We start from the raw sequence: 11898 nt of genomic DNA, 5'->3' as shown, positions 1-11898 counted from the left end.
GGCGCTGTCGGGTGAAGGCCAGGCGGAAGTATCACGCATCGCGCATCAATTGCTGCAGCTGTTCATGCGCCTGCGGCCAGTCGCCCAGGCCGCTGTCGGCATTCAGGTGGCCGCGCGGGCCGGCGTCGATGAGGTCCGCGCCCCAGGCTGCGGCAAACTGCCGGGCGCGCTCAGGGCTGCAAAAAGGATCGTTGCTGCTGGCGAACAGGCGCGTTGCAAACGGCAAGCGGCCAAGGGCAACGGGCGACCAGCTGGGCAGCTGGGCGCGCAGTTCCTCGCGCTCGACATCGGGCGGGGCGACGAGCAGCGCCGCCTTCACCAAGTGGGTGTTGCGGCTGTGCGCGGCCCAGGCGGCCACATGCTGGCAGCCCAGGCTGTGCGCGACCAGCACGGCGGGCTCGTCGCACGACAGCAGCACGTCTTCGAGCCGCGCAATCCAGTCGCCGCGCAGCGGCCGCATCCAGTCGTGCTGGGTAACGCGGGTGTAGCCGTAAGCGCGCTCCCAGCGGCTTTGCCAGTGGTCCGGGCCGCTGCCTTGCCAGCCGGGAAGAATCAGTACATTGCGGGGGTTCATGGGTTCGCTCAAGCCTTCAGGGCGGTAAAACGCAGGGATTATGAATTTGCTACGTTTTTAATAGCTGTTAATGCATGCCAGACATGCGCAAACGGCAGTTTTAATCAATAAAAGAGGCTTCGGACCTACAGCAGGCGCCCGACCATCTCCTGGGCAAACGCCACGAAGGCCTGCGCGCCCTTGGACGACGGGTCGAAGATCACGCCGGGCAGGCCGTAGCTCGGCGCTTCAGCCAGGCGGACATTGCGCGGAATGACGGTGTTGAACACCTTGTCGCCAAAATGCCCCTTGAGCTGCTCGCTGACCTGCTGCTGCAGCGTGATGCGCGGGTCGAACATGACGCGCAGCAGGCCGATGATCTGCAGATCCTTGTTCAGGTTGGCATGCACCTGCTTGATGGTGTTGACCAGGTCGGTCACGCCTTCGAGCGCGAAGTATTCGCACTGCATCGGAACGATCACGCCATGCGCCGCGCACAGCCCGTTCAGGGTGAGCATCGACAGCGAGGGCGGGCAGTCGATCAGGATGAAGTCGTAGTCCTTGTCCACCTTGGCCAGCGCCTGCTTGAGGCGCTTTTCGCGGCGCTCCAGCGGCACCAGCTCAATCTCGGCGCCCGAGAGTTCGCGGTTGGCGCCGAGCACGTCATAGCCGCTTTTCTCGCTGTGCACCCGGGCATCGACGATGGATGCGGCCTCTAACAGCACGTCATACACCGTCATGGCCAGCTTGCGCTTGTCCACGCCCGAGCCCATGGTGGCATTGCCCTGCGGGTCGAGGTCCACCATCAGCACCCGTTGGCCGACCTGGACCAGGCCGGCGGCCAGGTTGACGGTGGTGGTGGTCTTGCCCACGCCGCCCTTTTGGTTGGCAATGCAGAATATTTTGGCCATAGCGTATTGTTGGTTGTCGTTCCGTTGAGGGAATTCAGGATTGCCGTGTTCGATCTATCGGGAAAGCGCCAGCTTGATGCCAAAGGCGATCAGGAACATGCCGGCGGCTTTTTCAAGCGTGGCCGATATTTTCGGATTGGCCCGCAGGCGCGCGGCCAGCTTCCAGGTCAGCAGCACCGCCATCAGGCCATACAAAAAAGTCAGCACGGCGATGGTCGCGGCCATCACGCCAAATGTTTTAAGGCCCTGGTGCTGCGCCGGGTCCACGAACAGCGGAAAAAAAGCCAGGTAAAACACGATGGCCTTGGGGTTGAGCAAGGTGATCAGCAATGCCTGCCGAAAGTAGTGGCGCGGCTTGATCTGCAAAATGGGTGCGCTGCCGGGCTTGGCCAGCAGCATGCGCAAACCCAGCCAGGCCAGGTAAATAGCGCCCAGCCACTGGACCACATGAAAGGCAGCCGGATACGCCGCCATGACGGCCGAAACGCCCGCCACGGCAGCCCACAGCAGCACCTGGTCGCCAGCGATGACGCCCAAGGTGGCGCCCATGCCGCCGGCGATGCCGCCCTTGCCGGTCGAGGTGATCAGCGCCAGGTTGCCGGGGCCGGGAATGGCCAGAAAGACCAGAATAGCGACAACAAAAGCGCCATAGTCGGCAACACCAACGAACGAGCCCGGCATGGAATGCTCCAGTAGTAGAGGACTTGAGTTTACGATACAGGCCGCAGCCAGAGGATGCAGCGCTCGGCATCCAGGCCGGGAACCTTCAGTTGTTCCACGTGAAACATTGCGATGTTTTCAGGCAAAGCCAGCAGTTCATCGGCCGGATGCTTGCCCTTCATCGCCATCCAGACACCCTGCGGCGCCAGCGCGCCGGCGGACCACTTGGTGAAATCAGCCAGCGAGGCAAAGGCCCGGGAACAAATCACGTCGAAGGATTCAGTGATGCTTTCGACACGCGCATGAAGCCCCGTCAGGTTGGGCAGCCTCAATGCCAGCGCCGCCTGCTTGATGAAGGCCGCTTTCTTGGCCACCGTATCGACGCAGGTGACGGCAACCTGCGGGCAGCAGATGGCAATCACCACGCCCGGCAGGCCAGCGCCCGAGCCGACATCGAGCAGGCGACTGCCCTGCTCCAGCCCGGAACGGTGCAAATAGCGCTGCAAAGCCGGAACGGCCGCCAAACTATCGAGCAGGTGATGCGTCATCATTTCAGCCGGGTCGCGGACCGAGGTCAGGTTATAGACCTGCGTCCATTTGGCAATCATGGCCTGGTACGCCAGCAACTGGTTGATCTGCTGTTCGCTCAATTGCAGTTGCAGCGCTTCAAGTCCGACCTTCAGGGTGGAACGCAAGTTCTGTTCAGTGGCCGCCATCAAGCTTCTGCCTCGGCGGATTTCAAGGGAGTCGTGTTTTTCCACAGGTTCTTTTTCAGATGCACCAGCAGCAGAGAAATGGTGGCCGGCGTGATGCCCTGGATGCGCGATGCCAGCCCCAGCGTTTCGGGCCGGTGCTTGGACAGCATTTGGCGCGCTTCAAAACTGAGCGCCGACACCTGCAGGTAATCCAGGTCGGCAGGGAGCTTGAGATTTTCGTAATGCGAGGCGCGCTCGACCTCGACTTTTTGCAGGTCGATGTAGCCGGCGTATTTGGCCGTGATCTCGATCTGCTCGATCACGCTTTTCACCAGGTCCGCGGGCAATGCAGAATCCGTGGATGTTTCACGTGAAACATCTTCGTTTCCGGTCGGGATTTCCGGGTTGGCGTATCGACCACCATCGAGCGACATCAGCCCGGCGTAGTTCACATCGGGCCGGCGCAGCAAATCGGCCAGGTTGTATTCGCGCTCAATCGCTTTGCCCAGCACGCGCTCGGCTTCGCTGGCTGGCAGGTTGTTCGGGTTGATCCAGAGCGCGCGCAGGCGCTGTGTTTCACGTGAAACAATATCGCGCTTGCGGTTGAAGGCGTCCCAGCGGGCATCATCGACCAGGCCCAGTTCACGCCCTTTTTCGGTCAGGCGCATGTCGGCATTGTCTTCGCGCAGCATCAGGCGGAACTCGGCCCGGCTGGTGAACATGCGGTAGGGTTCGGTCACGCCCTTGGTGATCAGGTCATCAACCAGCACGCCCAGATAGGCCTCGTCGCGCTTCGGAAGCCAGGCTTCTTTTTCTTGGCATTGCAATGCGGCATTGATGCCGGCGAACATGCCTTGCGCGGCGGCTTCCTCGTAGCCCGTCGTGCCGTTGATCTGGCCGGCAAAGAACAACCCGCCAATCGCCCTCGTTTCAAAATTGGTCTTGAGCGCGCGCGGGTCGAAGTAGTCGTATTCAATCGCATAGCCGGGCCGCAGGATGTGCGCGTTTTCCATGCCCGCCATCGAGCGCACCAGCGCGTACTGGATGTCGAACGGCAGGCTGGTCGAGATGCCGTTGGGATAAATCTCGTGCGTCGTCAAGCCTTCGGGCTCCAGGAAAATCTGGTGGCTGTCCTTGCCGGCAAAGCGGTTGATCTTGTCCTCGACGCTCGGGCAGTAGCGCGGCCCTACGCCGTCGATCTTGCCGGTGAACATCGGGCTGCGGTCAAAGCCGGAGCGGATGATGTCGTGCGTGCGCTCGTTGGTGTGCGTGATCCAGCACGGCACCTGCTTCGGATGCGGGACATTGCCGCCCATGAAGCTGAACACCGGCACCGGCCCGGGCGTGCCGCCCGGCATGCCGTCGCCCGGCTGAACGCCGCACTTGCTGAAGTCAATCGAGCGCCCGTCGATGCGCGGCGGCGTTCCGGTTTTCAGCCGGCCTTGCGGCAGCTTGAGTTCCTTCAGGCGGGCGCTTAAAGACACGGCCGGTGGGTCGCCGGCGCGCCCGGCTGGGTAGTTGTTCAGCCCGACGTGGATCTTGCCGTCCAGGAACGTCCCGGCCGTCAGCACCACCGTGCGTGCGCGGAACTTGATGCCGACCTGCGTCACCGCACCGACCACCCGGTCGCCCTCGACCATCAGGTCATCGACCGCCTGCTGGAACAGCCACAGGTTCGGCTGGTTCTCGATCATCCGGCGAATCGCCGCCTTGTACAAAATCCGGTCGGCCTGCGCCCGCGTGGCGCGCACGGCCGGGCCTTTGGAGCCGTTCAAAATGCGGAACTGGATGCCGCCCTCGTCGGTGGCCAGCGCCATCGCGCCGCCCATGGCATCGACTTCCTTGACCAGATGGCCCTTGCCGATGCCGCCAATCGACGGGTTGCAGCTCATCTGGCCGAGCGTCTCGATATTGTGCGTGAGCAGCAGCGTTTTGCAGCCCATGCGGGCGGCGGCCAGCGCGGCCTCAGTGCCGGCATGGCCGCCGCCGACCACGATCACGTCAAATTCCTGGGGATAAAACATCTCAAGCCTCTATCAGTTCAGTTTTCAGGCCGGCGGCTTGCGCCGCCAAGGCCTGCTTGCGGTCAGCCGTCACAAACAAGTCAACCCGTGCCACCTGGGCGGTTCCGATGTGCAGCGCATCCATGGCGCGCAAGCGGTTTTGCGCCATCACGGCCAGCGCCAGCGCTTCGATCTCGGGACTGATGGGCCGCACCTCGAAGTCAACAAAGTCCTGCGCCACCTCGCCCATCGCATACGCATACTGGTCCATGTCGATGGAATGGTCATGCACCTCGCGGCTCAGGCAGGAAGCAATCTCAACCTTGCAATGCGCCGCCAGCACCACCGTGTCCGCGCCCATCAGCAGGCGCTCCACCGCGTCGTGGCCACTCTCGCGCTTGTAGCGCTTGGCGATGGCCGAAGAATCAAACAGCAGCTTCATGCTTCAGTACCGTGCGCTTTCACGCTCGTCCATGATCAGTTGCGCCAGCGACTTGCCATCGGCACGCTGGTATTCGAGCGGATGGATCGGGCGCTTCCAGCTGGGAAGCTTTTCGGGTGCGGCCGGCTGGACAGGCACCAGTTCGGCGACCGGCTTGCCATGCCGCAAGATGCGCACGGTTTCGCCCTGTTCGACCCGGTCTAGCATGGCCGACGCGTTGGCGCGGAATTCACTTAAGGAGACGGTGTGCATGGGGGTTTTGTACAAAATAACGGTTTTGTACATTTTATGGGTTTTGCTGCCTAGCAGCGTCTTGGCCGGCGCTCACCCCTGCTGGCGGCGATGAAACTCCCGCATGTTGATGCAAATCAAGTGCATGGCCTTGCAGGCGCCGGCAGCGTGACATACTGGTATTTGCCGCTCCCGTGTCAGCCGGGCGTAGCCAAAACGGTTCACACTTTGGACGGCTTTTAAAAACCCCAGGAGATAGACATGACCCGTGAAGTAGTAGTTGTCAGCGGTGTGCGCACCGCCATTGGAACCTTTGGCGGCAGCCTGAAAGACACGCCGCCCACCGAGCTGGCCGCGCTGGTCGTTCGTGAATCGCTCGCGCGCGCCGGCGTCGAGGGCAAGGATGTCGGCCATGTGGTGTTCGGCCATGTCGTCAACACCGAAGCCAAGGACATGTACCTGTCGCGCGTGGCAGCCGTCAACGGCGGCTGCGCCGAAGGCACGCCCGCGTTCAACGTCAACCGCCTGTGCGGCTCGGGCCTGCAGGCCATCATCTCGGCCAGCCAGAGCATTTTGCTCGGCGACGCGGACATCGCCATTGGCGGCGGCGCCGAAAACATGAGCCGCGGCCCCTACGCCAGCCTGGCCACGCGCTTTGGCGCGCGCCTGGGCGACAGCAAGCTGGTCGACATGGTGGTCGGTGCGCTGCATGACCCGTTCCACACCATCCACATGGGCGTGACGGCCGAGAACATCGCCGCCAAGTGGGGCATCACGCGCGAGGAGCAGGACGCGCTGGCCGTGCAGAGCCACAACCGCGCCCAGAAGGCGATTGAAGCAGGCTACTTCAAGGAGCAGATCGTGCCGGTGATGCTCAAGAGCCGCAAGGGCGAAGTGGCGTATGACACCGACGAGCATTTCCGCCCGAACTGCACGCTGGCCGACATGGCCAAGCTGAAACCCGTGTTCGTCAAGGAAAACGGCACGGTGACGGCTGGCAACGCCTCGGGCATCAACGACGCGGCCGCTGCCGTGGTCTTGATGGAAGCCGGCGTTGCCGAGGCGCGCGGCCTCAAGCCCCTGGCCCGTCTGGTCGCCTACGCGCATGCCGGCGTCGATCCGAAATACATGGGCATCGGCCCGGTCCCGGCCACCCAGATGGCGCTGAAAAAAGCCGGCCTCACGGTCAATGACCTGGACGTGATCGAGGCCAACGAGGCGTTCGCCGCCCAGGCCTGCGCCGTCACGCGCGACCTGGGGCTCGACCCGGCCAAGGTCAATCCGAACGGCTCGGGCATCTCGCTGGGCCACCCGATTGGCGCGACCGGCGCCCTGATCACCGTCAAGGCGCTGCACGAGCTCAAGCGCATCCAGGGCCGCTACGCGCTGGTGACGATGTGCATCGGCGGCGGCCAGGGCATCGCGGCGATTTTCGAGCGGATGTAATTTAGCGGCTCAGGCTGTAACGCTACGCTATTCATAGCGCCTCTCGCCCGTTCAACATGGGCTTGAGGCGCTTTTTCATATTGAAAATGAATTTTTAATGAACAAGCGGAGAGTCCTTAAATAATATTTAAGTTCCTAATATTTTTTTATTACTCCTTGATAATATTGTTTCAATATGAAACACATTCTCGTGTCTTTCTATTGATAACTTAACAACAAGGGAAAAAATGAAGTCAACAAAAATTGTGGCCGCGCTGGCAGTGGCTGCACTTATTACAGGTTGTGGCGGCGGAAGCGGGAACGGGAGCGCAGTCGATACCCCCCAAAATACCAGCCTGAGCATTCAAGGCGATGCCATCAAAGGCCCGATGGCCCAGGCAAAAATCAGCCTCTACAAAACCACTGCCGATGGCAAGCAAGGTGACTTGCTGCAGGAAACCACTTCCGACAACAACGGACACTACAGCGTCACGCTGAACGGCTACAGCGGCATCGTCATCGCGGTTGCCAGCGTTGTATCTGGAAAAACCACCATGTACGACGAAGCTACAGGCCAAACTATCAGCCCAACGGCTGGCTTTACCCTGCGGGCCAGCTTCCCGGTCGAGAGCGGCAAGACGTACAGCGCCCAGATCAACCCTTTCACCGACCTGGCCACCGCCGCCGCAATGGCGAAAAGCGGCGGACTGACCACCATCAATGTGGAGCAGGCCAACAGCGATCTGGCCGCAGCCCTGACCTTCAACCCGCTGACGACCACCCCCACATTTAACGCAGGCAAGCCCACCAACTCCGCAGCTGCCGTCCTGGTGGCAGTGTCACAGATGGCCTTGTCGGGAGAACTTGGTTGCATCACCGGCGATCAAGCCGCCAAAGTGGCTTGCGTGACTACTACCCTCTCCACAAAAGGTCTGGCCGACGCAGGCGTGAAATCTGCGCTGCAAGCCAAGATAAACCTCGTTGTAGATGCCGCCGGCCTGCCAGCACTCCTCATCGGCGGTGCACCTGGAACACCGGTTTCCACAGCCACTCCCCTGGAGCAAACCAAAGCCTTCATGGCTACGCTGCGCAGCAATGCGAAAGCGCTCGATGCAGCCGACCTGTCCCTGCAGACTGAACTTCAGAAGGTGGCTGACGACATGAAGAGCCGCACGGCCCCCATCGCCAGTAGCAGCATCACCGCCTTGAATGTGGCACGCCTGGGCGTGCAGCTCTGGAACGACGTGATCAAAGGCGGGGCGCCGTTCGTGACGGGCCGCACTTTCTACAAAGGCTATGAGTACCTTGGCGGCTGCAGCTTTTACAGCGACACCAACTACAACACATTGGCCACGTCCAAGACCGACGCCAAGTACGTCGCCTGCCAGGCCGCGACCCAGCAAATTCCCCCCACCGATGCGAATGGCGAGTACAAACCCTGCTACGCTGTGGGTCAATGGTGCGCCACCCAGTGGAGCTATCGCGTGCGGTTGCACCCGGACGCGGCTGATGTGCACAAGTTCACCATCTATACCCAGACTCGCGAGGCAAAAATTACAGTCAAGACGGTCTCGCCCGCGACCTTCGACGAAACGCGCACCCCCTACGGCGCCGCCTTCCCCGGCAATGCTGCCACGCTGGCAACACAGCACGACGGCAGTGGCCAGGTCACCGCGCTGAACCTGAGCGGCGAGCTGTCACCCGCCTTCAGCATCACGAGTAACTTTGCCTCTTACTTCGACACCACCTTGAACCGCTGGGTGTACAAACCCAACACCGTCGCAACCGTGCTGGGCGACAAGCACAACGTCACCCTGTCTGCCGCCCTGACCAAAGTCGGTACGCTGGACAATCTGGCCCTCTCGGGTTCCATGGAGCTGATCAAGGCAGGCGCGCTGGAAACCCGCCTCGAACTGTCCGCAGGCTCCTACCTTCAAGCCAGGCAGGATGCTGCGGGCAACTACGAGGCGCAAGATGGCAGCCAGGAAATGCTGCTCAAACTCAAGGGTGGCACGGCAGGCAGCACCTTGACTGGCGACCTGAAGATCAGCGCCTTCAAGCTGGACGCTTCGGGCACCAGCTACATCCCGACGCTGGTGGCGTTCAACGGCAGCGTGCAGCGCAACGGCATCGCCTTCTTCGAGGGCGCCCTGACGGGCGAAGCGCTCAATTACGCCAGCTTCAACAGCACCCTGCCACGCAGCGGCACCAATGTGCAAACCCTGCGCGCCGGTTTGATGGGCAAGGTCACCATTCCGAACCGCCCGGTGTTGAGCATCAGCCTGTCCGCGACCCAAAACGACAAAGGCAGCAGCGCAAGCAACACCACAGCGCTTAGCGGCCAGTATGTTCAGGGCTTGCTGACCATCAACATGAGTGGCGCTGCCAGCGCAACAGCCAACATCATCACGCTGGAAAGCACCAGCGGGGTCAAGCTGGTCATCGACAAGTCACAACCGGTGTACCCGCTGACGAAGAGCGGCCAGGCGGTGGGTCAGTACTCGACCCTGACCAACCGCATCACCTACACCGACAGCAGCTACGAGCAGTTCTAAGCTTTTCCGAGCGTTTTTTTCTGACCCTTGACGCCCGCATCTTGCGGGCGTTTTTTTGCCTTCAACGTATGACAAATCAATTCGCTGGAACCTCTTTTATCTGCGTCATGGGTGCCATGTTCAGCTTGCCGTCCATTGCACAAGACCTGCACTCCGGCACGCCGGAAATACCCCGGACGTCCTGGATGCTCAGCGCCACAGCCAGCGAGGAATCCATCGGCCAGGGACTGCCCGTACTGGCCCTGGACCGTGACGACTGGCCCCGTTACCGTTCCGGGCAATCCAGCCAGCCGCGCGCCTGGCGCAGCCTGCAGGCCGAGTTGAGCGCAACCCATCCCGGTGGCTGGCGCTTTGGCGCACTGGCCCGCGCCGAAGCGTGGCTGCAAGCCAGCCCCGATGCGGTCACGGTAGCCGCACTGGACGCCATAAACTCCAGGCCGGAAACAGCCCGCAGCTATGACCTGAATGCCAGCAGCCAAAGCTGGCAAGGCCAGGGTCTGCGAGTCGGCACCCCCTGGCTAAAGCTCGATGCGGCAGATCGGTGGCGCTGGCAAGCCGATGCGCAGCTGTTGCGGCTGCAGAAATTTCGCACCGTTGACCTGTCAGGCAAGCTGTCTTACCAGAGCAGCGATGTCTATGACTTCAATGTTCACAGCCAGCGTTCCAACCCGAACATCACCGGCCCTTACCTGTCGGCGTCAGGCCGTTCTGGCCTGGGCAGTTCGCTGTCGGTCGCAGTGCAAGGCGAGCCTGCAGCGGGATGGCAAGTCCAGCTGCGTGCCGACGACCTGCTCTCCAGGCTTGACTGGCCCGAACTGGCCACCGACAACGCCGTGCTCAATTCACAGGTCACCAGCCGCGCGCCCGACGGCTCGCTGGACTATGCGCCCCTGATCAAAGGGCAAAAAACGCTGAGGCACATCACACGCCGGATCGGTGTGCATTGGCAGGCGAAAGTCAGCTGGTCGGCCTTCGGGCCTCAAAGCCAGCCTGGGGCGATAAGCCTGCAGCTGGATCGCAGGGCCGGGCTTAACCAGGCCTGGCTCGGCTGGGACAGCGGCGACGCCGGACGCAGCAGGCCACGCTGGAGTCTGGCGATTGAACCGGTCCGGCGAGTCGCCAGCCTAGGGCTTGGCTGGCATGGCTGGCAGGCTTTACTGGCAACCGATGGCAAAGGCACAAACTCCGAATTCAGGTATTTGCGCCTGGGCTGGCAAGGCGAGTTTTAAGGGCACGCCAAATCAGTTGCACGTCAGTTACCGCCGGTAGGCTGCAAACAAAAAGCAAAGAGGCAAGCCGCGCGGCTGAAGCACGGCTGGCGATGAAAAAATCGTCGGCAGCGTCAATCACGCTTGCTCACGCTGTGACCGCCACCCGGGGTTTTCCGGAAAAACTTGCCTTGCATCAAGAGCGCGTCCGGCGCACGCACGCTAGACTGATAAAAAAACCATCTGACCTATAGCGCCAGAGCCCCCCCCAAGGAGACAAATTTTGCTGCCCGCCTACATCACCCATCCCGATTGCGCCCTCCACGAAATGGGTGCCCACCATCCCGAATGCCCCGAGCGTCTGGGCGCCATCAACGACATGCTGCTGGTCAAGGGCCTGCTCGACTACATGCATCCCTACGATGCGCCGCTGGCCACGCCGGAGCAGCTGGCCCATGCGCATTCCTCGCTGTATGTCAGCGAACTCATGGCGGCCTCCCCGGCGGAGGGCTACCACAAGGTCGATCCCGACACCGACATGAACCCGTTCACCGTGCGGGCGGCATTGCGCGCGGCCGGCTCCGTGGTGCTGGCCACCGACCTGGTGCTGACGGGCGATGCACCGAGCGCTTTTTGCTGCGTGCGCCCGCCCGGCCACCATGCGCAGCGCGACGCCGCCATGGGCTTTTGCTTTTTCAACAACGTCGCCGTCGGCATCCGCCATGCGCTGACGCAGCACGGCCTGCAGCGCGTCGCGCTGATTGATTTCGACGTGCACCACGGCAACGGCAGCGAGGACATCTTTCGCGGCGACGAGCGGGTGCTGATGTGCTCGATCTTCGAGCAGGGCATCTACCCGTTCACCGGCGAAAACGCCACGGGTCCGAATATGGTCAATGTCGGCCTGCCCTCGCGCTCGGGCAGCGACAAGTTCCGCGAAGCCGTCACCAGCCACTGGCTGCCCGCGCTGGACGCCTTCAAGCCCGAGCTGATCTATGTGTCGGCCGGCTTTGACGGCCACCGCGAGGACGACATGGGCAACCTGGCCCTGGTCGAGGCCGACTACGAATGGGTTACCAAAAAAATCATGGCGGTGGCCGAGCGCCATTGCCAGGGCCGCGTCATCTCGTGCCTGGAAGGCGGTTACGTCCTGAGCCCACTCGCGCGCAGTGTTGCCGCGCATGTCAAGGTGCTGATTGGCGCCGACTGAAAATC

The 11898-nt window shown here is 62.0% G+C and carries 11 protein-coding genes; 4 read left to right on the top strand and 7 right to left on the bottom strand.

Annotation, left to right across the window (positions count from 1 at the left end):
• Nucleotides 1–31: 31 nt before the first annotated feature.
• The 7 genes from PNAP_RS00350 to PNAP_RS00320 all read right to left on the bottom strand — a co-directional run bounded on the left by PNAP_RS00350 (nt 32) and on the right by PNAP_RS00320 (nt 5516).
• Nucleotides 32–574: an RBBP9/YdeN family alpha/beta hydrolase gene (locus tag PNAP_RS00350; RefSeq protein WP_011799503.1), complete on the bottom strand. Its 543-nt coding sequence runs from the start codon at nt 572–574 to the stop codon at nt 32–34.
• 125 nt (nt 575–699) lie between these two features.
• The gene (locus tag PNAP_RS00345) at nt 700–1464 is read right to left on the bottom strand and encodes a ParA family protein (RefSeq protein WP_011799502.1); all 765 of its coding nucleotides are present in this window, start codon (nt 1462–1464) and stop codon (nt 700–702) included.
• 54 nt (nt 1465–1518) lie between these two features.
• Nucleotides 1519–2145: a LysE family transporter gene (locus PNAP_RS00340; RefSeq protein ID WP_011799501.1), complete on the bottom strand. Its 627-nt coding sequence runs from the start codon at nt 2143–2145 to the stop codon at nt 1519–1521.
• A gap of 29 nt (nt 2146–2174) precedes the next feature.
• A complete protein-coding gene (gene rsmG / locus PNAP_RS00335) occupies nt 2175–2843 on the bottom strand; it encodes a 16S rRNA (guanine(527)-N(7))-methyltransferase RsmG (RefSeq protein ID WP_408633721.1) in 669 nt (222 codons plus the stop codon).
• Nucleotides 2840–4843, bottom strand: a complete 2004-nt coding sequence (gene mnmG / locus PNAP_RS00330) for a tRNA uridine-5-carboxymethylaminomethyl(34) synthesis enzyme MnmG (protein ID WP_011799499.1) — start codon at nt 4841–4843, stop codon at nt 2840–2842. The genes rsmG and mnmG overlap by 4 nt, the downstream gene beginning before the upstream one ends.
• A 1-nt stretch (nt 4844) precedes the next feature.
• Nucleotides 4845–5264 (bottom strand): type II toxin-antitoxin system VapC family toxin, encoded by a 420-nt coding sequence (locus PNAP_RS00325; protein ID WP_011799498.1) that lies wholly within the window; start codon nt 5262–5264, stop codon nt 4845–4847.
• 3 nt (nt 5265–5267) lie between these two features.
• Entirely contained in the window at nt 5268–5516 is a 249-nt protein-coding gene (locus tag PNAP_RS00320; protein ID WP_041376424.1) for a type II toxin-antitoxin system Phd/YefM family antitoxin, read from the bottom strand.
• 240 nt (nt 5517–5756) lie between these two features.
• Between PNAP_RS00320 and bktB the strand changes: the two genes are divergently transcribed.
• From bktB to PNAP_RS00300, 4 genes are all read left to right on the top strand, one after another.
• The gene (bktB, locus tag PNAP_RS00315; RefSeq protein WP_011799496.1) at nt 5757–6941 is read left to right on the top strand and encodes a beta-ketothiolase BktB; all 1185 of its coding nucleotides are present in this window, start codon (nt 5757–5759) and stop codon (nt 6939–6941) included.
• 227 nt (nt 6942–7168) lie between these two features.
• A complete protein-coding gene (locus PNAP_RS00310) occupies nt 7169–9475 on the top strand; it encodes a hypothetical protein (protein ID WP_011799495.1) in 2307 nt (768 codons plus the stop codon).
• Between the two features lie 107 nt (nt 9476–9582).
• Nucleotides 9583–10704: a hypothetical protein gene (locus PNAP_RS00305; protein WP_041376422.1), complete on the top strand. Its 1122-nt coding sequence runs from the start codon at nt 9583–9585 to the stop codon at nt 10702–10704.
• Nucleotides 10705–10966: 262 nt separating this feature from the next.
• Nucleotides 10967–11893: a histone deacetylase family protein gene (locus tag PNAP_RS00300; protein ID WP_011799493.1), complete on the top strand. Its 927-nt coding sequence runs from the start codon at nt 10967–10969 to the stop codon at nt 11891–11893.
• The last annotated feature ends 5 nt before the right edge of the window (nt 11894–11898 follow it).

Source organism: Polaromonas naphthalenivorans CJ2 (genome assembly GCF_000015505.1).
Lineage (GTDB): Bacteria > Pseudomonadota > Gammaproteobacteria > Burkholderiales > Burkholderiaceae_C > Polaromonas > Polaromonas naphthalenivorans.
Note: the sequence above shows the minus strand (reverse complement) of the source record. Positions and strands in the feature narration are given on the sequence as shown.

Excerpts from the sequence above, each read along its gene's own strand:
- PNAP_RS00325 (WP_011799498.1), bottom strand. The coding sequence starts at position 5,264 with ATGAAGCTGCTGTTTGATTCTTCGGCCATCGCCAAGCGCTACAAGCGC.
- PNAP_RS00345 (WP_011799502.1), bottom strand. The coding sequence starts at position 1,464 with ATGGCCAAAATATTCTGCATTGCCAACCAAAAGGGCGGCGTGGGCAAG.
- PNAP_RS00350 (WP_011799503.1), bottom strand. The coding sequence starts at position 574 with ATGAACCCCCGCAATGTACTGATTCTTCCCGGCTGGCAAGGCAGCGGC.
- bktB (WP_011799496.1), top strand. The coding sequence starts at position 5,757 with ATGACCCGTGAAGTAGTAGTTGTCAGCGGTGTGCGCACCGCCATTGGA.
- PNAP_RS00305 (WP_041376422.1), top strand. The coding sequence starts at position 9,583 with ATGGGTGCCATGTTCAGCTTGCCGTCCATTGCACAAGACCTGCACTCC.
- PNAP_RS00310 (WP_011799495.1), top strand. The coding sequence starts at position 7,169 with ATGAAGTCAACAAAAATTGTGGCCGCGCTGGCAGTGGCTGCACTTATT.
- mnmG (WP_011799499.1), bottom strand. The coding sequence starts at position 4,843 with ATGTTTTATCCCCAGGAATTTGACGTGATCGTGGTCGGCGGCGGCCAT.
- PNAP_RS00320 (WP_041376424.1), bottom strand. The coding sequence starts at position 5,516 with ATGCACACCGTCTCCTTAAGTGAATTCCGCGCCAACGCGTCGGCCATG.
- PNAP_RS00340 (WP_011799501.1), bottom strand. The coding sequence starts at position 2,145 with ATGCCGGGCTCGTTCGTTGGTGTTGCCGACTATGGCGCTTTTGTTGTC.